The 19,348-nt window shown below is 32.6% G+C and carries 25 protein-coding genes and 1 tRNA gene; 20 read left to right on the forward strand and 6 right to left on the reverse strand.

Annotation, left to right across the window (positions count from 1 at the left end):
* Positions 1 to 8: 8 nt before the first annotated feature.
* Both SYNTR_RS03380 and SYNTR_RS03385 read left to right on the forward strand, forming a co-directional pair.
* Positions 9 to 1,220 (forward strand): metallophosphoesterase, encoded by a 1,212-nt coding sequence (locus tag SYNTR_RS03380; protein ID WP_156203200.1) that lies wholly within the window; start codon positions 9 to 11, stop codon positions 1,218 to 1,220.
* 91 nt (positions 1,221 to 1,311) lie between these two features.
* Positions 1,312 to 2,160, forward strand: a complete 849-nt coding sequence (locus tag SYNTR_RS03385; protein WP_156203201.1) for a nitroreductase family protein — start codon at positions 1,312 to 1,314, stop codon at positions 2,158 to 2,160.
* A gap of 11 nt (positions 2,161 to 2,171) precedes the next feature.
* On the opposite strand, the gene SYNTR_RS03390 is transcribed toward SYNTR_RS03385, so the two are convergent.
* The 3 genes from SYNTR_RS03390 to SYNTR_RS03400 all read right to left on the reverse strand — a co-directional run bounded on the left by SYNTR_RS03390 (position 2,172) and on the right by SYNTR_RS03400 (position 3,435).
* Complete coding sequence (locus SYNTR_RS03390) at positions 2,172 to 2,315, reverse strand: hypothetical protein (protein ID WP_156203202.1); 144 nt, start codon at positions 2,313 to 2,315, stop codon at positions 2,172 to 2,174.
* A gap of 117 nt (positions 2,316 to 2,432) precedes the next feature.
* The gene (locus tag SYNTR_RS03395; protein ID WP_156203203.1) at positions 2,433 to 2,852 is read right to left on the reverse strand and encodes a hypothetical protein; all 420 of its coding nucleotides are present in this window, start codon (positions 2,850 to 2,852) and stop codon (positions 2,433 to 2,435) included.
* Between the two features lie 148 nt (positions 2,853 to 3,000).
* Positions 3,001 to 3,435 carry a hypothetical protein gene (locus tag SYNTR_RS03400; RefSeq protein WP_156203204.1) on the reverse strand — a complete coding sequence of 145 codons (435 nt, stop codon included), beginning with the start codon at positions 3,433 to 3,435 and terminating at the stop codon, positions 3,001 to 3,003.
* A 388-nt stretch (positions 3,436 to 3,823) separates the two neighbouring features.
* Here SYNTR_RS03400 and SYNTR_RS03405 point away from each other — a divergent pair, with 388 nt between their 5' ends.
* Positions 3,824 to 4,222 (forward strand): hypothetical protein, encoded by a 399-nt coding sequence (locus tag SYNTR_RS03405; RefSeq protein ID WP_156203205.1) that lies wholly within the window; start codon positions 3,824 to 3,826, stop codon positions 4,220 to 4,222.
* A 67-nt stretch (positions 4,223 to 4,289) separates the two neighbouring features.
* The gene (locus SYNTR_RS03410; RefSeq protein WP_243140230.1) at positions 4,290 to 4,694 is read left to right on the forward strand and encodes a hypothetical protein; all 405 of its coding nucleotides are present in this window, start codon (positions 4,290 to 4,292) and stop codon (positions 4,692 to 4,694) included.
* Positions 4,695 to 5,044: 350 nt separating this feature from the next.
* Here the strand turns inward: SYNTR_RS03410 and SYNTR_RS03415 are convergent, their stop codons facing one another.
* A complete protein-coding gene (locus tag SYNTR_RS03415; RefSeq protein ID WP_156203207.1) occupies positions 5,045 to 5,866 on the reverse strand; it encodes a hypothetical protein in 822 nt (273 codons plus the stop codon).
* A 230-nt stretch (positions 5,867 to 6,096) separates the two neighbouring features.
* On the opposite strand from SYNTR_RS03415, the gene SYNTR_RS03420 reads away from it, so the two are divergent.
* From SYNTR_RS03420 to SYNTR_RS03460, 9 genes are all read left to right on the forward strand, one after another.
* Positions 6,097 to 6,285 (forward strand): helix-turn-helix domain-containing protein, encoded by a 189-nt coding sequence (locus SYNTR_RS03420; protein ID WP_156203208.1) that lies wholly within the window; start codon positions 6,097 to 6,099, stop codon positions 6,283 to 6,285.
* A gap of 75 nt (positions 6,286 to 6,360) precedes the next feature.
* Positions 6,361 to 6,987 carry a CHC2 zinc finger domain-containing protein gene (locus SYNTR_RS03425; protein ID WP_156203209.1) on the forward strand — a complete coding sequence of 209 codons (627 nt, stop codon included), beginning with the start codon at positions 6,361 to 6,363 and terminating at the stop codon, positions 6,985 to 6,987.
* Positions 6,965 to 8,356, forward strand: a complete 1,392-nt coding sequence (locus SYNTR_RS03430) for a hypothetical protein (RefSeq protein WP_156203210.1) — start codon at positions 6,965 to 6,967, stop codon at positions 8,354 to 8,356. The genes SYNTR_RS03425 and SYNTR_RS03430 overlap by 23 nt, the downstream gene beginning before the upstream one ends.
* 198 nt (positions 8,357 to 8,554) lie before the next feature.
* A complete protein-coding gene (locus SYNTR_RS03435; RefSeq protein ID WP_156203211.1) occupies positions 8,555 to 9,184 on the forward strand; it encodes a hypothetical protein in 630 nt (209 codons plus the stop codon).
* Between the two features lie 96 nt (positions 9,185 to 9,280).
* Entirely contained in the window at positions 9,281 to 9,508 is a 228-nt protein-coding gene (locus SYNTR_RS03440) for a hypothetical protein (RefSeq protein ID WP_156203212.1), read from the forward strand.
* Position 9,509: 1 nt separating this feature from the next.
* A complete protein-coding gene (locus SYNTR_RS03445) occupies positions 9,510 to 9,791 on the forward strand; it encodes a hypothetical protein (RefSeq protein WP_156203213.1) in 282 nt (93 codons plus the stop codon).
* Positions 9,792 to 10,112: a hypothetical protein gene (locus SYNTR_RS03450; protein WP_156203214.1), complete on the forward strand. Its 321-nt coding sequence runs from the start codon at positions 9,792 to 9,794 to the stop codon at positions 10,110 to 10,112.
* Between the two features lie 73 nt (positions 10,113 to 10,185).
* Positions 10,186 to 10,614, forward strand: a complete 429-nt coding sequence (locus SYNTR_RS03455; protein WP_156203215.1) for a hypothetical protein — start codon at positions 10,186 to 10,188, stop codon at positions 10,612 to 10,614.
* Between the two features lie 56 nt (positions 10,615 to 10,670).
* Positions 10,671 to 12,416, forward strand: coding sequence for a phage tail tape measure protein (locus tag SYNTR_RS03460; RefSeq protein ID WP_156203216.1), 1,746 nt, complete (start codon positions 10,671 to 10,673; stop codon positions 12,414 to 12,416).
* Positions 12,417 to 12,854: 438 nt separating this feature from the next.
* Here SYNTR_RS03460 and SYNTR_RS03465 read toward each other — a convergent pair whose 3' ends face one another.
* A complete protein-coding gene (locus SYNTR_RS03465; RefSeq protein ID WP_156203217.1) occupies positions 12,855 to 13,067 on the reverse strand; it encodes a helix-turn-helix domain-containing protein in 213 nt (70 codons plus the stop codon).
* A gap of 163 nt (positions 13,068 to 13,230) precedes the next feature.
* Between SYNTR_RS03465 and SYNTR_RS03470 the strand changes: the two genes are divergently transcribed.
* The 5 genes from SYNTR_RS03470 to SYNTR_RS03490 all read left to right on the forward strand — a co-directional run bounded on the left by SYNTR_RS03470 (position 13,231) and on the right by SYNTR_RS03490 (position 15,954).
* A complete protein-coding gene (locus SYNTR_RS03470; RefSeq protein ID WP_156203218.1) occupies positions 13,231 to 13,371 on the forward strand; it encodes a hypothetical protein in 141 nt (46 codons plus the stop codon).
* An 11-nt stretch (positions 13,372 to 13,382) separates the two neighbouring features.
* Positions 13,383 to 13,664, forward strand: coding sequence for a hypothetical protein (locus SYNTR_RS03475; RefSeq protein WP_156203219.1), 282 nt, complete (start codon positions 13,383 to 13,385; stop codon positions 13,662 to 13,664).
* Positions 13,665 to 13,681: 17 nt separating this feature from the next.
* Positions 13,682 to 13,993, forward strand: a complete 312-nt coding sequence (locus SYNTR_RS03480; RefSeq protein ID WP_156203220.1) for a DUF6809 family protein — start codon at positions 13,682 to 13,684, stop codon at positions 13,991 to 13,993.
* A gap of 132 nt (positions 13,994 to 14,125) precedes the next feature.
* Positions 14,126 to 14,671, forward strand: a complete 546-nt coding sequence (locus SYNTR_RS03485; RefSeq protein ID WP_156203221.1) for a site-specific integrase — start codon at positions 14,126 to 14,128, stop codon at positions 14,669 to 14,671.
* 83 nt (positions 14,672 to 14,754) lie between these two features.
* Entirely contained in the window at positions 14,755 to 15,954 is a 1,200-nt protein-coding gene (locus SYNTR_RS03490; protein ID WP_156203222.1) for a tyrosine-type recombinase/integrase, read from the forward strand.
* Between the two features lie 95 nt (positions 15,955 to 16,049).
* Here the strand turns inward: SYNTR_RS03490 and SYNTR_RS03495 are convergent.
* Positions 16,050 to 16,125 (reverse strand) — tRNA-Trp (locus SYNTR_RS03495).
* Positions 16,126 to 16,362: 237 nt separating this feature from the next.
* On the opposite strand from SYNTR_RS03495, the gene SYNTR_RS03500 reads away from it, so the two are divergent.
* Together SYNTR_RS03500 and SYNTR_RS03505 are read left to right on the forward strand one after the other, a co-directional pair.
* Positions 16,363 to 17,298: a D-alanine--D-alanine ligase gene (locus tag SYNTR_RS03500; RefSeq protein ID WP_320411453.1), complete on the forward strand. Its 936-nt coding sequence runs from the start codon at positions 16,363 to 16,365 to the stop codon at positions 17,296 to 17,298.
* A 305-nt stretch (positions 17,299 to 17,603) separates the two neighbouring features.
* Complete coding sequence (locus SYNTR_RS03505) at positions 17,604 to 19,328, forward strand: ABC-ATPase domain-containing protein (protein WP_156203223.1); 1,725 nt, start codon at positions 17,604 to 17,606, stop codon at positions 19,326 to 19,328.
* Positions 19,329 to 19,348: the final 20 nt, after the last annotated feature.

Consider the following 19,348-nt stretch of genomic DNA (forward strand, 5'->3'; position numbering starts at 1 on the left):
TGATATTGATGTTTTATTTAATTATTACAATAGTTCTTGGAATAAACTTAGCTTGGTACCTTATAAGTGACTATTGGCTTAGACATGATTTGAAAAATTATCCCATAGCAAGAAAGTATACTAGAATAGCATTAGTATTATGGATGCTTATTATTTTTATTCCTATTATTAGTGCTACTTTAGGATTAGGTAATCCATTAGAAAGTGGTCCTTGGCTTTGGACTTCCGCTTTATATCTGTGGATAGGAGCTATTTTACTTTGGATGCTTGGGATGGGTATTGTTGCTATAACAATCTGGGGATTTAAGTACTATAATAAATACTTTAACAATAAAGAACAACAAAATGAGGAAAATTTAAATAACCATTTAAGTAGGCGTCAGTTTGTTAAATTAGGTTTAGTAGCAACACCACCATTAATAGTAAGTGGAGCATCTGTAGCAACTTTTTTTGACAAAAAGAACTTAAATGTACGAATTATTGATCTACCTGTTGTAAACTTACCACCAGACTTAGAAGGATATACAATCACTCACCTTTCTGACACCCATGTTGGAATTTTAACAGGGCGTGAACGTATTGAAAATATAGTCCAAACAGCAAATCAGCTAAAGAGCAATATTACTGTTATAACTGGAGATATATTAGATAATAATTTTGACTATATGCCTGATTTAATAGATTTTATTGGTGAATTAAAAGCAGAGCAGGGTGTTTATTTATGCATAGGTAACCATGATAAAATATATGATGCAAATAAATGGGTAAATACTGTTAGGAATGCTGGATTTAATTTACTTCTAGATGAATCTACTATTATTGATACAGGTTCTACCCCTATTAAACTTTTAGGAATAGATTTTTCCTATAGTGAGCTACAAGACTTAAAGAATATTAGAAGAGCTGTTGAATATACCAATACCCCTGGCAACAGCTTAAAACTATTACTAACTCACCATCCTCATGCGTTTGATGCTGCAGTACAGGCTAATATTCCTGTTACTTTGGCCGGGCATACCCATGGGGGACAACTAGCATTACGTATGGGAGAAGACTATGAATTATTTAATGCTGGTAATTATCTATTTCGTTATGTAGGAGGTATATATAAGAAAGAAGGAAATAGTTTATTTGTCCATAGAGGGTCTGGTGACTGGTTCCCACTACGGGCTGGTGTACCTACTGAAGTCGTACAACTACGTCTTGTAGCACAAAGCTAATTTAATAGAGCTTAAAAATAAAAAGCCAACTTTATTATAATTATAAAAAGTTTGGCTTTTTGTAATTATAATACTAGGAGGTTACTGCTTAATGAATAGTTTAAATATAGATAATATAAAAAATAGAACATCAGTAAGAACATTTATAAACAAGGAAATAGAAACTAACAAACTTGAACTAATACAAGAATACATAGATATAAACGAAAATAAAACAGGTTTATTTGGTAATGAAACAAAATTTAAAATAGTTAAGGGCAATATAAACCCTAATAAAAAAGAAAAAATAGGAACCTATGGTTTTATAAAAGGGACCCAAACTTTTATTGTTGGGATAATGAAAAAAGATAAAGAAAACAATCATTTAGATTATGGTTATTCATTTGAGAAATTAATTCTCTTTTTAACTGGATTAGATATAGGAACTTGTTGGCTAGGTGCAAGTTTTAATAGAAATAAAATTACAAAATTAGTAGAGCTACAGGAAGATGAAATTATTCCGTGCATAACACCTATAGGGTATGCTGAAAACAAAATGAGGTTTATGGAAAAAGCTATTAGATTAACAGCGAAATCTGACCACAGAAAAGACTGGTCAGAACTATTTTTTAATACTAATTTATTGCCTCTGACTAAAAACCAAGCAGAAAAATTAGAAATACCTCTAGAAATGATTAGGTTAGGTCCATCAGCAAGTAACAAACAACCTTGGAGAATAATAATTGATAATGAAAAAGTGCATTTTTATCTAAAAAGAACTCCTAATTACGGTAAATACCTTGCTTATGACATTCAGATGATTGATATAGGTATAGCTTGTTGTCATTTTCAAATTAGTTCAGAAGAACTAGGCTTAAAAGGGGAATGGACAATAAAAAATCCTCGACTCAATACTGAAGATAAAGATACAATATATGTTTGTACTTGGATTAGAGAGTAATAGCGATAAATCTAATTTTCTTTATCGATATTTAATTGCTTAATTTTTTTATTAATATTACTAACTTCTTCATTAATATCTTGTAATTTGATTGCAAAAGGAATGAAAAAACCCATTGCACCGAAAAAACAAGCAATAATAAAATTGCTACTCAATGCAATTAAAATAAAAAAAATGTTATAGCTGTTGCCATACTAATTGCAAATAATTTAATAATACTTACCTCCGAAAACGTATTAGATATACATAAGATATGAAAGTTAAAAAATGTGTTATTCCTTATATTCCATCAATGGGCTTATGTCTATTATTTTCCATTCATTATCATAGTCAGTCATAAAGATATTTTGTACATATTCAACTTTTGAATTATCATCTTCACGCTCACCAAAGGTAATTCTGGTGGAGAATACATGATCAAATCCTAGATAATTACCTTCATATCTTGTTAGTCGACCTAGCCTTCTTGACCATTGATCGTGCTCAAGATTCTCCCAAGGAAAGTCGGTTATCTTTGGGTGTATACCAGTTTCTGCCGCTTTTAAATCTTCTTTATCAACAGCTGTTCTTATAAAGCTATGAGCTGTATTACTTGGACGAAAGCTATATTGTGATGGAGGTCTTTTAAAATAATTATAATTATTTGTTTTCCAGTTAGATTCTATATTAAATTCATGGACTTCATCGTTCAATGTATCCCTTACTGTTATGATTAGGTTATCACTACTTTCTGGAGAGTACTCATTTTCATATATCTTATTTCTAGAATTAAACTTTATAACATTACTGCCCCTAGTGCTTGTAAAACCTATTTCTTTACTACTACTTATAATTGTTATTTTATTTTCTGTACCAACTATTGATTATAGTATTAAAATCATGATGGAATCTATCTATATCTTTGTCAGATATATATAACCCATTTATGTAAACTATGCTTCCTTCCACATCTTCTAAACCTAAATCAAAATTATAAGGTTTATTATAAAATGCAACTATATTCATAGCAGTAATTTGGTATTCCCTAGGTAATTTAGAAATAATCGAGTCATAAAACCACTCAAGTCTATCATAAAAATCCCTACCTTGCTGTCCTTCAAAATTATGCATCTCTATATTATGTATAAATACTATTCCTTCAGAAACTTCTATTATTTCTCCAATTTCAAGTTCTTTAACAGTTACAATATGCTGGCTGTAATAATAAAGAGATATTAGGTAACAAGGGATAAATATAACTAAAAATACTAAAGCAAAAATCTTTTTTTTAGACACTGGTGTCAACCTCCTATTGTTGCAATATCCATACTTTTGTAGTGATTAAACTGCAAAAATATAATCATTACTATAAAAATAGAATACAAGATTATGTTATGATTTTCCTGTTAAATATTATGAAAAGGCCATATAGAGTAGTGAATAGGCTAAAATTGAGCACTAACTGCCACTTGATATAGATTATAGTTTAATTATTATTTACTACATGAATCTTTTGCGACCATGATATTTTTATTGTCTATTAAGTACCATATATGGCTATTTCATTACCAAATATGGCCTTTTTACAAAATATAAAAGGGAATATATAAAGATAATACGAAGATAAAATAAAGGCAATTATTATAAAAAGTAAAATAAGAATTTATGACAAAGGAGATATATAATGAATTTATTAAAAGAAGAAATTAAACATATTAGTGATGAAGAATTACTGAAAATGTTTAGTAAAAAGAAGGACTATACAGAAGAAGCTTTTGCTCTAATTTTAAGTGAAATGAAAGAGCGTAATCTTACCGAAAAAGATTTACTAGATAAAGCTAATATCAACAATAAAAAAGTAAACATAAAAATACCTACGAACAAAACAGGGTTAATTCTAAAGGTAGTGGGTGTATTATACATAGTTTTTGGTATCATTATTAACTCTATACATATTTCACAACCATATTTTGAAGGATTAAGAACTATTGATTTTTTTTACTCTGTCTCATTATCATTTGTAACTGGATTTATTTTAATTGGTTTAGGCGAAATAATTCAATTATTATCTGAAAAATCATAGTCTTAAATTGACAGTTTGTTTTACTAAAAGCGTAATACTAACAAATATATTTATGGGAGATAGTGAAGTGACTGTAAAAAACAAAATTATATTAACTGTATTACTTCTAATTGATATTTCAACTATGTTTTTAAGTTGGTTTGGTGGGGCACGGGGAATAAAGGAAATATCGGGAACTATAGTGTTATTGAATCCTATTACTATATTATGTATAGTTCTATTTGTAGTAGGACTTTGGTATCCTTTCAAGAAAGATAGAAATTGGATATCTTTAGTAGCTATACTTGGTATAATAGGTGTGAAAATTTATGAATTTATTTTTTGGCATTATATGACCATGACAGGAAAGGTTAGTTTATCATTAAGTTTACAATTAACCTATCCAGAATTCTATTTTAGCTTAGCTGTTTCTTTTATAATTTTATTTTTATATAGTTTTATGAAAATTAAAAAAACAGGTAAACTTATTTAAAAAATTATTGATTTGGTCACTAATCGGACACCAAACATAAAAAAAATAAACCCAGAAAAAACAAAAACCACGCTATCAAGCGTGGTTGCTTATTTCTTAGTGGCAGGGGAGACAGGAATCGAACCCGCAGCCCTCGGTTTTGGAGACGCAGAACCTATATATTTTTATTTACTTTTATATTGTTTTATACGTTTTAAAACCCCTATAGAAAGGCGATTGAATGCCTTGTTTTTAATTTTAAATATTATTTAGTTATTTTATATATTTTTTCTTTTTTTGTTCTAGTTGCATTAATTAATGCATTAAATTGCATTACATGACATGGCTTGTAACTGACTTAAACTAGGCTTTTAAGGCTTGTTTATACTTTTTTCTTTTCTTCTTTTCCATTCTCTTTTTGTGTATTTGTTTTGACAATTAGAACGCTCTCCTGCACTCTTCCCAAATTTTTCTGGCGGACAAAACTTACCTTGTCCTTCATGTAGATCTCCACATTCAGGACATGTTTTTAGCTTATTATTTGAAACAATATTATTTAAATACATTTGATACCAGCATGCTGAGATTAAGCCATCATAAGCTACCTGGCTTTCAAAATCCTTGTTAATGGGGTTATAGTATGCTTGGTGTCCTACATTTGATATATAGTCGTTTATAGTAATGGCGATTCTATTATTTACTTTATCTTCTGTTGTAAATTCATCAAACTTATCTCTAAATTCTCTAGGCAAGCTGTCTAAATGATGTGAAATATCAATAGAACTAGAATAATTCTCTTCGTATTCTGCCGCATTGCAATAATACCTTTCTTTTAAAAGCTCGCTTGTAGTCAATTTTTTATTAACATTTCTTTTTTTCCTTTTTATTATATTTAGAGTATTTCTAATATTCAAAGCTTCATCAAGGATTGCTTTTACTTCATCATGCATACAATAAAAAGCACTAGCATCATAATATATTTTTGCATTTTCTGAAGCTCCTGGTAGTCCATATTTGTTAGCAAACCGCACTAATGACTCTTCATCTTTAATATAAGAAAACATTAAATAGCATCTAGATGGACATTGGTGCGTATATACTGGAACATCGCCAACTGCTTTAATTATACCGTCTTTTATTTTATATTCCGGAAAAACTTCAAAATAAGTAACTTTATAAGTAACTTTTGCCATTCTTAACACCTCGCTTGGTAATCATTTTGGCAATCAAAATATGATTATTCCAATTTACTACATCTTACCATAGAATAATAAGCAATAAAAGATAATTTTACCAATGCTCTTTAAAAACTAAATAAGCCTTTTAAAAACCTTGAGTGGGCGTTGACCTTGAGAGACAGCGAGCCGGCGATGATAGGCAGGCACTAATTAAATGATAAATTTAACAAGGAGGATTTATATATATGAATAACAATCAATTGCAAGTCAAAAGAACTGGGTATTCTGTGCGAGAGGTTGCAGAAAGTATAAACTGTTCAGAAAGCACCGTTAGAAAGCTTATACGAACAGGAGAACTGCCATCTAAAAGAGTAGGCCCTAAAAGGATTGTCGTGCCAGTTTGGGCCTTAGAAAAATATTTGAATGAGTTATAGAGGGGTAAGCAACGGGAGGTCATGCAAAATCGAATGAGGAGAAAGGGAAAAAGCTGCCCTTAGGCAGCGTTAACGGTGAAGGGATTGATGATTAGCATGATTACTGCTAAACGCCTTAAAGAACAGGCAAACATTGTTAATTTTATTATACAGCATGTAGAACTACAAAGGAAAGGGAGAAACTATCAAGGTTTATGTCCTTTTCATCAAGAAAGCACACCTTCTTTTGTAGTAAGCCCAGAGAAAGGTCGATTTAAGTGTTTTGGTTGTGGTGCTACTGGTGATGTATATGACTTTCTTATGAAGTACCACAATATCGATTTTAAGAAGGCATTAGGGATAGTTGCAGCAGGAGAAGGGATAAGGCTTGAAGGCGTTAATAAAAAAGATTTTCAGAAAATAAAAGAGGAAGCCGAAAGGCGAAAGCTTGAAAAGTTAAAAGAGCAGGAACTGCAAAACAGGGTGGATGATTGGCTTAATAAGTTAGAAATAATTGAAGATGTAGCTTATAGAGTATTAAGAGACATTCCCTTAAGAAAAGAGCTAGACAAAAACACAATAGAAAATATTTTTAATGCCATACCCAGAATAAATGAACATTTTTTCAATCTTCAATATGGCACTAATCAGCAGAAAATCATCACTTTAGTAGAGTTGCGTTGGGGGGGTGGCATACTTCGTGGCCGAACAGAAGAAAACTGATAAAAAAGCAGCAGAAGAAGAACAAAAAATAATATATATGTCTAAATGTATAAACAATGAAGTCCTATATGAACAAATATATAAAGATGGCAAGCATCTATTTGTTTATATGGATAAAGAAAAAGGCCTAAAATACATAAATCAATTACAGCCTAAATCTGAAGTTATCAAACCTATTATTGGGGAAGAAGTAGAGCTAGGTGCTTTAAAAATGCCTTCTGGTGCAACTGATTATGGAAATACGCAGCAATTAATAAACGATATAGAAGTCCATATTTATAAATATCTTGATTTATCTGATAACTTTAGGAAGTTTGCAGCTTATTATGTATTGTTATCATGGCTTTATGATAGATTCAGAACCATACCGTACTTAAGGGCAATAGGAGACACAGGGGTGGGTAAGAGTAGATTTTTAGATGTGATAGGGGGATTATGCTACAAACCCATAAGCGCATCAGGGTGTGTTACTCCAGCGCCAATGTATCGACTTATAAGAAGGTGGGCCGGAACATTAATAATTGATGAAGCGGATTTAAAAAATTCTGATGAGTATTCAGAGATAGTAACTATATTAAATTGTGGATTTGAAACTAACAGGCCAGTAATTCGCTCTACAAAAGATAATCCAGATAAAGTTCAATTTTTACCTACATATGGACCTAAAATATTAGCTACCAGAAGAAGATTCCAGGACGCAGCACTAGAAGCAAGATGCCTAACTGAAATAATGACCGAAACAGCAAGAGATGATATACCGGTTGTCTTAGGTAAAGAGTTTTACCAAGAAGAAGAAAATTTAAGAAACAAGTTATTACTATTTAGATTAAACAATTATTTTTCAGTAGATCCAGACCAAAAAGTAAACCTGGACCTTAAGGGAATAGAACCAAGATTAAGGCAGATTAGTAGTGCTTTTAGTAGCTTATTCGCTAATGAGCCAAGTGTATTAAAGGATTATAAGGAGTTTATTGGCAAACATCAGCAGGAAGTAATAGAGCAGAGACTAGGCAGTCCAGCAGGACAAGTTGTAGAAAAAATGTTTATGGTTATGAATTCGCTTTATAAAAAAGAGGGTTTAAAAAATGGCGATATCCTAAACATTACTTCAACTGATATTGCTGACCGTACTGGATTAAGCCCTAATGTAGTAGGCCAGATTCTAAAGACATTAGGGGTGGAAGTTAAATTAAAAAAGTATGATGGAGTTGCTAAAAGACGAATTGTGTATTACGAGAACACTTTTAACCTTTTAAAAAGAAGATATATTTCAGAAGAAGGTAACGAGGTAACAGCAGTAACGGCAGTAACGGGAAACCGTCAAGAAGAAAATAGCCTATTAGATTTTAGTGATATGGCAAGAAAATAAAACCCATGGAGTACCGTTACCTTTGTTACCCTTGTTACCGATGTTACCCAAACAAAAATAAATGTAACACTTGAAGCAATCAGAGATATAAGCATTTTTAAAAATTAGACATAATCATGAAACAATGCTATAATAAAAGGTTTTGCAAAATTATATTAAATGGTATAATTAACTTAAAGATTTACGGAGGGATAAATAATGAAAAAATTAGCAAATGATTTTATAAAACTAAGAGAAATGAAAGAGCGAGCGCATCGAGAAATTGAAAGAGAAAAACAGTTAGGCCACTTGAACGCACAGGGCATGCTTGAGCTTAGAAACAGGCATGAACAAGCTATGAAAGATTTTCTAAGAACATCAAAAGAAAAGCACGTATCAGAGACACAAGTAAGGATAGACGCTTTTATTAAGAACGAAAAAAGCCGTAAGCCATGGCAAGAAAAAAATCCAGCTGAGAAGCTACTAGAATACCAAAGGCAAAGTAATCGAATAGCCATGCTGGATAGTGACGAATTAAAGGCTAGAATTAATCAAGTAGGTACTAAAGATATAACGGTTGATGAAATTGAAATGCTAGGTGCAAAGATGGCTGAAAGAGGAATGACACGGGAATTGCAGCAACTTAAAGATGCTATAAAGGATAACAATATATATGAGCCCTGGAAAAACACCGAGGAATATAAAAAGCTTGAACAGGAACTGCATCAAACAGCTATGAGCTTTAGTCCTAATGCTATGCATATAACTACATATTCAGAGACTGAAACCGATAATCTAGGGCAGCCAAAAAAGACCGACCACTATATTTTAACTGATTTAGAAGAATAACAAGGAGGGCTTTAACGCCCTCTATTTTAATTAAGTTTCGTACACGTAAAATCGTTACAAGCACCAATTTATAGGCTTTTAGGAGGTGAAGGCTATATGGCCACAAAAAAACAAGAAATTAGATTAAATAATCCTAGTCATGTACGCAGATTGTTAAATAGAACTATTAACCAGCTATTAAATGACGAAATAGAGGAGTCCAAGTCAAGGGCAATAGGCTATTTGAGCCAGATTCTTCTAAAGTCTATGGAGGTTGAAGATTTAGCTAAAAGAATTGAGGAATTAGAGGCCCTTGTGGAGGTTGAGAGGGGGTACACGAATTAAAATGCGAGGTAGATCGTTTGTTAATATGGCCAATCGAATTGAAAAGCTTGAACAAAGAACGAAAGCAATGAAAGACCGTTCAAATGACAGTTGGCTAAATAAATATGACAGTGCTTTTCAAGAGATGGAAGCAGAAGATTTAAGAAATCTTATAAAAATACTGGAAACAGATAGTGAAGTTGTAAAACTAGAGTCATTCGAGGATTTAGACAGCTTACTAGAAGCTACTCCTGATTATAGGGCCAAGTTAGCAAATCAAATACAAGGGCAGGTGCCATTATAAATGCACAGTAATTTATACCGCAGATTAAAGAAATTAGAAAATCAATTAAAAGATTTAGGAGTAGCCAGTATTATAATTCTTGCAAAGGTTGAGAATGACGACTGGATTTTTGAAGAGCAGGAATTCATAGACGAAACTAATAAGGCCTTTGAAATATACTTATGTAGTGAAAACATCAAGCCATTAGTGAATACCTGTAAATCGTTAAAAGAGTTGCGACAAATGGCATATAAAAAGCATTGGAACTTAAATGTTTTACCTGCAGATACACCTTTAAGCATAGAAGAACTTTGGCAAGATGAATTGGAGGTTATGCAATGAGTTGATGACATTCTTTAATGAATGTATCAGAATCTATCTTTTGATTTATTAGGTTGAGGGGAGTGGATTTTAAATGTTGCATCGCTTAGGAATACCTAGTGGTTATGAAAATACTTTAACGCAAATAGTCTTAATTGATTATTTTAGAGAAGGTCGAAGAATTGAGAGACGAATACAAGAGCATATAGAAGAAATCCAGCAGTCTATTACCACTAATTATAGCGACATGCCTAAGACAAAGGGAAGTAGTAGAGATAACCAAATAGAAAAAGTGATAATTCAAACTGAGGATTTAAAGTATAACCTAAGAGAAGTAACCCTACAAAATGACATAGTTGAAAGAATATTCAAAAAACATTCACCGGAATTAATGCAAAAGTTAAAATCTGCAATATTAAAAGAAAAAATTTGTGAGGAAAGTGCAAGCGAAATAGTAAACCTGTTCCTGGAAATAAAAGAAACCATTTATAACGAAGTCCCAAAGGCTTTAGGAGAAGCATAACGAATGTATCAAATCTATTAATTAAGTATTATTAAAAATTAGAGGGGGTGTAAGTAATGACTGAATCTTTAAGAAGCATAGGAATTCATGTATTTTCTACAATTGATACTGGGTCGTTAATACATGCAAATTCTTTAATGGATGATTTTAGCGACTTATCCAGAACCGCAATAGACGACATTGCGGACTTAGATTCTGGTATGGATAGTTTTAGTGGCACTGTATCAAATGCAGGTAGATTCGTACAAGACCATTGGAAAGAAATAGGCTTAGCAGGAGCAGCAGCAGGAGCAGGGCTAGAAGCTATGATAAGAAGTCAATCTGATTTATCTGCAGCTACAAACCGTTTAGGTGTAACCACAGAAATGACTGCTGATGAGGTTAGAGGTTTAACTTCTGCCATGTCTGATTACACATTTTCAGAAGCGGATGTTCTTGCAGGAATGGAGAGATTAACTCAATCTAACATTAGAACAAAAGAAGAAATGGAGGCCTTATTACCAGTTTTTGATTTATTTGCAGATGCTACAGGAAAAGACATAGTTCAAGGAATAGATTTATTTGATAATGCGCTTTCCGCCTTAGGTATTCCATTAAATGAAGCAGAACAGCACATGGATGCTCTAGCATGGCTGACTACTCAAACGACAGTTAGTACGCAACAAATAGGACAGACCATGAGAAGGGAAGCAAGTGCAATTCAAGATTTAGGCCTGTCTGTTGATGATGTGGCTATAGCTTTATCCTCGCTAGAAGCGGAAGGTATAAAAGGGCCGCAAGCAGTACAAGCTTTCCAAGGAGCAATATCTGATGCAAATGGAGACATACAAGATTTTTATCATGAATTAGGAGTGTCGGCTGAAACACTTGACGCCCAAGCTAATAGCCTTATGAAAGCTGAGGGCTTAACGGGTGCACTTGCAGATGCCAACAATGATGTAATTACACCTATGCAAAAATTACAGTCACAAGCAGAAATATTAATGTATAACTATGGTGACTTGATTGGAGCAGCAGGAGCATTAACACCTATCTTAATGGGTTTAGGGCCTGCCATTCAGTTAGTAACAATTGCAAAAAGCGGATTAGCATTAGCAGCTGGAGCAGTAAGCGCACCAATTTTATTAACAGTAGGAGCAGTAGCATTATTAGCCGGAGGAATAACATATCTTTGGAAAACCAACGAAGGCTTCCGTGATGGTGTAATTGATGCCTGGGACACAGTAACAGGTGGCATAGGTACAGCTATTGACTGGACAGGAGATAAAATTAACTGGCTTCAAGATAGATTCTATGGAGTATTAGACTTCTTTGAAAACTTTAGCTTGCGCGAAGTTGGTAGCAACATAATGCAAGGCTTAATTGGTGGCATAACAGATAAAATAGCTGATTTAAAGAGTGCTGTTACTAACGTAGGTAGCACTATAAGAGACGGAGTAACAGGATTTTTCGGAATTAATTCACCTTCCAAGTTAATGATGGAATACGGTGGTAACATAGGGCAAGGTCTAGAGGTAGGCATGATTGATACAATGCCCGAACTTAACCATACTTTTAATGAATTAACTATGCCAGATATTGAACCTGCATTTTTAGAAAGGCCAGTTAGTCATCCTGCTAGTAGGGAAAGTAGAGGCGGTAATCATAATGTTACCTTTAATAATGAGTTCAATTTTACTGTTAATGGAGCTGACGAAAGAGCAGCAGATGAATTAATGGACAGAGTAAGAAGGGACATAGTATCTATCATGGAAGATTATTGGGAGCTTATGAACGTTAAACAGTTAGGAGGTGCTATTTAATATAACTTAAAATGAATTATGTTACTTTAAAACGGTCTATATTAAACATAGGCCGTTATGCTTATTTTAAGAAAGTGCCCTAAGAATTTTTGAGAGTGCTTTTGGTAGGTAGTGAAACACTATACACCTTTTGATTCAAGGGCCTTACTTAAAGTAACCCACTAACATCCCTTAAAGGACTCTGCAATTTTGCAGACTGTTCAAGGTTTCCCCTTTTCTCCTGTCCTCAGACTCCTTATCCTCTTTTCCCCTTCCCCTTTTCCTCTTAAAATAAATCCAGTAATATAGGACATTAAAGGGCTATATTCATGCGTTTGGTTATATATGAACGAACAGGTAAACGCACTAGAAATGGCCATGAACGAACGGGTAAGCGAATGGTTAATAAAAGTATCTTAAGGAAAGAAGAAGCTGGGAGATTAACCCCAGCCAGTTTAATTATTCTTTATTGTCGGGTACGTATTCTAATAGATCACCTGGTTGACACTCTAAAACTTCACACAATTTATCTAAGTAGTTAAGATCAATTCTTTTACTTTTTTCATACCACATATCAGATATAGTATTAGGCCTAATTCCGGTTTGCTCTGAAAGTGCTTTTTGCTTTATCCTTTTTTTGCCCATTACTTCTGCAAGTTTAATTCTAATCATTGCCAAGACTCCTTTCAAATAACTTCTATAAATATTCTATAACAAATTTTTAAAAAAATCTATAACTATAGTTGACATATAACTATAATGGTTATATAATAACTATAGAAGTTACAAAACATAAATAATGTTACATTGAAAACACGAAAGGAGAGCGACAGGTATGAATAACAACGTAATTTGCTTAGAGGAAAGAAGAAGAAAAAAGAGAGGTAAGCAAAATCCAGGGCCTACTAGTCCGGTAGGAAGTGCAAAAGTAGTTAAGCCAATTATAGTAAATGCTGTTAGCCAAAAGGCAGCTTAAGGGGGTATTTAATGGCCGGAATTATGTTAGAAAGTGAAGGGCTTTGTTTATTGGAAGATGTAAAAGAAGATAAGATTATTGAGAATTATCTTGTTCAGGAGTTTGTTGACAAAAAAGGTGTTCATGTAAGGTGGGAACATGATGCTTATGATTCTCCTTTGCTATGTAGATTTGTACGTAGCTGGAGCCATGCAGTTTTTAGTGAGGCAAGAAGATATGAAAATGGGAAGTTAGTATATCAAATGACAAAAGAACAATTTGAAAAAGGTTTGAGAGAAGGAACTATTAAATAATTCAAGGGGGAATAAACATGAATTTATTATTAGAAAAAGAAGGTATTTTTCAAGATATTAATAGTCGGGTAGTAGGTGAGAGACAACAGCAAGGTTATAAGAAAATGACAGAATTAAAAGCTGAGGAATGGAGCGATATATTAAATAAAATAAACACCATAGAAGAAAAATTAGTAGCTACATTTACAGCAGAACAACAAAAATTATTCATGCAATATTCAGATGCATACTGTGAAAAAATGGCCTTTATGGACGATGCTATGTATTGGCAAGGTTTTAAAGATGGCATGGGGTTAAAAGAAATTTTAGAACTATTAAATGATGAATAAATCACTTGTAGTCCTAAGTTACATTCGGGCAAAAAAAAGCTATACCTTATAGTCGAAAGTATAGCTGGTCAAAGATTAATAAAATTGAATTCCTGTTAAAGTAATTATACCACAAAGGAGGTATATAGATAAATGCAATATGTTCAACCGATTAGAGATTTAAAAAAAATAGAGCAGATAAAGCAAATATTAAAGGACCAAAACGAAAGGGATTATATGTTGTTCCTTTTAGGCATAAATACTGGTTTAAGAGTGTCAGACCTTCTGAGGCTTAGAGTAGATGATGTAAGAGGGCAGGATATAGTAATTATAAAAGAGCAAAAGACAGGAAAAACACGCAGGGTAAGAATTTCTAAGCCTATAAAACAAGAGGTATCAAAATATACCAGGTCTATGAGTGATGATGACGTGCTGTTTAAGAGCAGGAAGGGCAATAACAGCTCGATAGGCAGAACACAAGCCTATAGGATTTTAAGTGAAGCAGCTAGACAAGTGGGACTTGATGAAATAGGCACACACACATTAAGGAAAACTTTTGGCTATTGGCACTATCAAAAAAATAAAGATATGGCAGTATTGCAAAATATATTAAATCACAGTAGCCCTGCAATGACTATGAGGTATATCGGCATCAATGACGATCTAATAGACCAATCCTTAGAGGGATTCTGTTTATAAGCAAGTAGACGAATTGAAATCGACCACCACGTTGCTTAGTAGTAATCTAAGTGGCGTGGTGTAATAGTCTAGGAGGTATTTTTGTGGCTAAAAAAAGAGGTAATGGCGAAGGTACTATTTATAAGCTTCCTGATGGACGCTGGATAGGCCAAATTACAATAGGAACTAATAAAGATGGTAAGCCTAAAAGAAGATCACTTTATGGCAAGACAAAAAAAGAAGTACAAAATAAAATGCATGAGCTTAAGAATCAATTAGCAACTGGAACATTACCAGAAACCAATAAAATTACATTAGCTGATTGGTTGACCACATGGATAAACGATTACAAAAAGCAGGAGTTAAAGCCCTCTACATGGGAATCTTATAAAAGTATTATCAATACGCATATAATCCCAGATTTAGGTGGGGTTAAATTGGACAAGCTTAGAACCAATGACATACAAAGGTTTTACAACGCCAAACTGGAAAAAGGTAGAATACAAAGGGCTTGCAGCAGGAACAAAGAAAAGAGCCTATCTGCTAGAACTATAAAAAATATTCATACAGTGATGCATTCAGCCTTAGAACAAGCAGCTAGAGAGAATCTAATAAATAGCAATCCTGCTAGTTATACTACACGACCAAGACAAGAGAAAAAAGAAATTACTCCTTTAAAGTCAGAGCAAGTAAAGCAATTTTTAGAAAATATCAAAAATGATTGGCTATACCCTTTATATATAACTGCACTAGGGACAGGCTTAAGGAGAGGGGAATTACTAGGCCTTAAGTGGCAAGATATAGACTTTGATAACCAAACAGCTTATATAAAGCGTGAATTGCTTTTAATTAACAATAGGGTACAGTTAGAAGAATACACTAAAACTAAAAGCAGTAATAGAAGTATAGCATTGCCAGATACAGTAATTAAGCAACTCAAAAAACTTAAAACAAAGCAAAAAGAGGATAAACTGTTTTTAGGCCAAGAATACCAAGACAATAATTTTGTGTTTTGCTGGGACGATGGTAGAGTAGTAAGGCCAGATTATCCTTACAAGAGACTAAAAGAGCTATTAGAACAAAATAATTTGCCGGTTATACGCTTCCACGATCTAAGGCATACATTTGCTACTTTACTACTAGAAGCCGGAGAACATCCTAAAGTAGTAAGTGAAATGTTAGGTCACAGCACTATAACAATTACATTAGACACCTATAGCCATGTTTTACCCTCAATGCAGCAAAAAGCAGCTGCAAAATTAAACAGCTTTATAAGTGAAGAAGAAAAAAAACAAGCAAAATAAACTAGTTGCATTAAAATTGCATTACTTTGCCTTTATAATTAAATACACAGAAAACCAAAAAGCCACGCTATCATGCGTGGCTACTTAATTCTTAGTGGCAGGGGAGACAGGAATCGAACCCGCAGCCCTCGGTTTTGGAGACCGATGCTCTGCCAATTGAGCTACTCCCCTGTGTTTTTTTCCTCAGGCAAAATTTATTCTATCATAAAAAAAATAACGGTTCAAGACTAATATTATATTGAACATAGTATTTGAAAAGTGTATTCTTTTGGTAATAGAGTTTTTAAATAGTAATTATATAAAGAATAGCACATAATAATAGTAGCTAATTTTATTAGTATCATGTATATACTTTTAAGCATATTCTATAATGTATTAATATTTATATAATAAAAGGCGGTGTGAAATGTGAAATCTTTAAAAGTTGTTGTTTTAATGGGAGGAAGATCAGAAGAGAGGGAAGTTTCATTAAGAAGTGGTAAGGCAGTTTATGAGGCGTTACTATCTAAAGGATATGATGCTGTAGCATTAGATATAAAGGATACTAATATTTTCAAATTACAAGAGATAAAACCAGATGTAGCTTTTATAGTATTACATGGTAAATTTGGAGAAGATGGTACAGTTCAGGGAATGTTAGAATTATTGGATATACCGTATACTGGTTCGGGTGTAGCATCTAGTGCAATATGTATAGATAAGGTTATTAGCAAAAAGCTTTATGTTTACGAAAAAATACCTACTGCTGATTTTATGATACTTAATATAAAAGATTTTGATAATAAAGATACTATCGTATCTAAAATAACTAATACCCTTGGCTTGCCAGTTGTAGTAAAAGCAGCAACACAAGGCTCAAGTATTGGCACTTCAATAGTAAAAAGTGAAGATGAAATTATTAAAGCTTTGGAATCTTCATTTATGTTAGATAAACAAGTTTTAGTAGAGAAATTTATAGAAGGTGTTGAAGTTACTGCCGCAGTAATAGGAAATGAAAATCCAACAGTTTTACCAATAATAGAAATAACTAGTGAGAATGAGTTTTTTGACTTTGAATCTAAATATACTCCAGGTATGTGTGACCATATTATACCAGCAAGGATAGATGAAGCTACAGAGGAGAAGATTAAAGATATTACTGAGAAGGTATATACATCTCTTAATTGCAGAGGGTGTTCTCGAGTAGATTTTATGATTGATAAACAAGGGAATCCTTATGTTCTTGAAATAAATACTATCCCTGGAATGACTGAAATGAGTTTATTACCCGATGCAGGTCGTGCAGCAGGGTTAGAGTTTGAAGATTTAGTAGAAAAACTTCTTAAACTAGCACTTGAAGACTAGTATTGTTAAAAAATAATTGAATGGCTTCACTGCAAAATAAACTTAGACTATGGAATCGGCTAAGCAAACATGTTTATCATGCCACTTATCGGTCTTTATATCCATTTTTGCGTAGCACTTATTATCTAAAGTGAAATTTTATTTATATCTTGTCGTGATTTAGGCACCACGCCTTACCATTCGGGACTTAAATAAACAAGATTACTTTTTGCAGCAGAACCATTGAATTAGAATAAAGAATTATAGCCTTAAGATAAACTAGTCTTAAGGCTATTTTACCTGCTAAAGAATATGGAGGGATATTTATGTTAAATAAAAATGACTTAGAAAATATGATATTAAAAATTAACAACAAAGGTTATAAAGCATATAAAGATATCCAACAATCTTATATTTTTGAAGATTTTGAATTATACATAGACTATGTACAAGCTGACCCTTTTGCACCTCCTTCAAGAATTAGGGTTAGAATAAATATGAATGAAGCAAATTTTCCTGAGTATTTATACCGAGGTAGTAGACAAGTTGCTCTTGAAGATTATATAGCTCGTAGTATAAGAAATTATATAATAAAAAACTTTAAAAATACTAAAGGTACTGGGAATAGTAATGTGCTTTTTATTGATGCTGGTCATCAAGAGGTTTTAAAACGTACAGCTGTAAAAATAACTAATCAATATATAGAGGCAAGATTATCAGTGGGATTACCAGCAGCAGGTAGAAAAGTGCTAGCACATGATGCAATAAAAATATTTTTAAAACAACTACCAAGTTTAGTACAAAACTGCTTATTTTTTGATAAATATAAAGAAGAAGTTTTACAAGACTGTGTTTATTTATATGAAGACCAAGAACTTATTAGACAAAAGCTGAAGGAATTAGGCTTAATAGCTTTTCTAGCTAATAATTCAGTATTACCTAGAAAAAGTGGTATTAGTAACAAACCACTTGAGATGAGTAAAGCTATTAAATTTGAAAGTCCAGAGACTTTAAGAGTAGAGATTGAGACTAAGCATCATGGGGTTTTAACAGGAATGGGATTACCACAAGGAATTACTCTAATAGTTGGTGGGGGATACCATGGAAAATCCACACTTCTTAAAGCATTAGAAAGAGGTATTTATAATCATATAAAAGGTGATGGAAGAGAGTGGGTAATAACAAATGATAGTGCTATAAAAATAAGAGCTGAAGATAATAGATTTATTCAAAAGGTTAACATAACACCTTTTATTGACAACCTTCCTTTTAACCAAGATACAACTGCTTTTACTACTTTAAATGCAAGTGGAAGCACATCACAAGCTGCAAATATAATGGAAGCACTTGAAATAGGTTCAAATCTTTTACTATTAGATGAAGATACCAGTGCTACTAATTTTATGATAAGAGATGCAAGGATGCAGATGTTAGTGGAAAAAGAAAAAGAACCTATTACTCCATTTATTGATAGAGTTAAAGAATTATATCAGAGTAGTGGAGTATCTTGTGTACTAGTCATTGGAGGAGCAGGTGACTATCTTGATGTTTGTGATAGAGTTATTATGATGGATCATTATAAGCCTATTGATGTTACAGAACAATCTCATTATATTGCTAATCAAATAAAAAGTAGAAGAAAACAAGAGTTAATTTCATCTATAATGTATTCACCACCACGAATTATTGCTAAAGAGAGCTTTGAAAATGCTAAAGGAAAAAGAACTAAGATTTCTGCTAAAGGGTTAGATAATATAGTTATTAATCGAATGAATATTGATTTAAGTTCAGTAGAACAGCTTGTAGATTACAGTCAAACTAGGGCAATAGCTCAATGTATAATAAAGATAATGGAACTGGCAGATAACAATGTAACACTTAAGCATATTGTAGATGATATTTATGAAAATATTTCAGATAACTTAGACTACTTATCATCATTTAATAAAGAAGAACATCCAGGGGATTTAGCACTTCCTAGAAAATATGAAATAGCAGCAGCAATTAATAGAATGGAAATGCTTAAAATCATACATAATCCTGTGACTTAATTTTGTGATTTGTTATAATT

The sequence above is a fragment of the Candidatus Syntrophocurvum alkaliphilum genome, assembly GCF_009734445.1.
Taxonomy (GTDB): Bacteria; Bacillota; Syntrophomonadia; order Syntrophomonadales; family Syntrophomonadaceae; genus Syntrophocurvum; species Syntrophocurvum alkaliphilum.

Bases quoted from the DNA above. Each gene is read 5' to 3' on its own strand.
- SYNTR_RS03435 (WP_156203211.1), top strand. From the start codon at position 8,555: ATGAAAAAATTAGCAAATGATTTTATAAAACTAAGAGAAATGAAAGAG.
- SYNTR_RS03480 (WP_156203220.1), top strand. From the start codon at position 13,682: ATGAATTTATTATTAGAAAAAGAAGGTATTTTTCAAGATATTAATAGT.
- SYNTR_RS03420 (WP_156203208.1), top strand. From the start codon at position 6,097: ATGAATAACAATCAATTGCAAGTCAAAAGAACTGGGTATTCTGTGCGA.
- SYNTR_RS03415 (WP_156203207.1), bottom strand. From the start codon at position 5,866: ATGGCAAAAGTTACTTATAAAGTTACTTATTTTGAAGTTTTTCCGGAA.
- SYNTR_RS03385 (WP_156203201.1), top strand. From the start codon at position 1,312: ATGAATAGTTTAAATATAGATAATATAAAAAATAGAACATCAGTAAGA.
- SYNTR_RS03460 (WP_156203216.1), top strand. From the start codon at position 10,671: ATGACTGAATCTTTAAGAAGCATAGGAATTCATGTATTTTCTACAATT.
- SYNTR_RS03440 (WP_156203212.1), top strand. From the start codon at position 9,281: ATGGCCACAAAAAAACAAGAAATTAGATTAAATAATCCTAGTCATGTA.
- SYNTR_RS03445 (WP_156203213.1), top strand. From the start codon at position 9,510: ATGCGAGGTAGATCGTTTGTTAATATGGCCAATCGAATTGAAAAGCTT.
- SYNTR_RS03475 (WP_156203219.1), top strand. From the start codon at position 13,383: ATGGCCGGAATTATGTTAGAAAGTGAAGGGCTTTGTTTATTGGAAGAT.
- SYNTR_RS03465 (WP_156203217.1), bottom strand. From the start codon at position 13,067: ATGATTAGAATTAAACTTGCAGAAGTAATGGGCAAAAAAAGGATAAAG.
- SYNTR_RS03450 (WP_156203214.1), top strand. From the start codon at position 9,792: ATGCACAGTAATTTATACCGCAGATTAAAGAAATTAGAAAATCAATTA.
- SYNTR_RS03505 (WP_156203223.1), top strand. From the start codon at position 17,604: ATGTTAAATAAAAATGACTTAGAAAATATGATATTAAAAATTAACAAC.
- SYNTR_RS03405 (WP_156203205.1), top strand. From the start codon at position 3,824: ATGAATTTATTAAAAGAAGAAATTAAACATATTAGTGATGAAGAATTA.
- SYNTR_RS03470 (WP_156203218.1), top strand. From the start codon at position 13,231: ATGAATAACAACGTAATTTGCTTAGAGGAAAGAAGAAGAAAAAAGAGA.
- SYNTR_RS03380 (WP_156203200.1), top strand. From the start codon at position 9: ATGTTTTATTTAATTATTACAATAGTTCTTGGAATAAACTTAGCTTGG.
- SYNTR_RS03485 (WP_156203221.1), top strand. From the start codon at position 14,126: ATGCAATATGTTCAACCGATTAGAGATTTAAAAAAAATAGAGCAGATA.
- SYNTR_RS03455 (WP_156203215.1), top strand. From the start codon at position 10,186: ATGTTGCATCGCTTAGGAATACCTAGTGGTTATGAAAATACTTTAACG.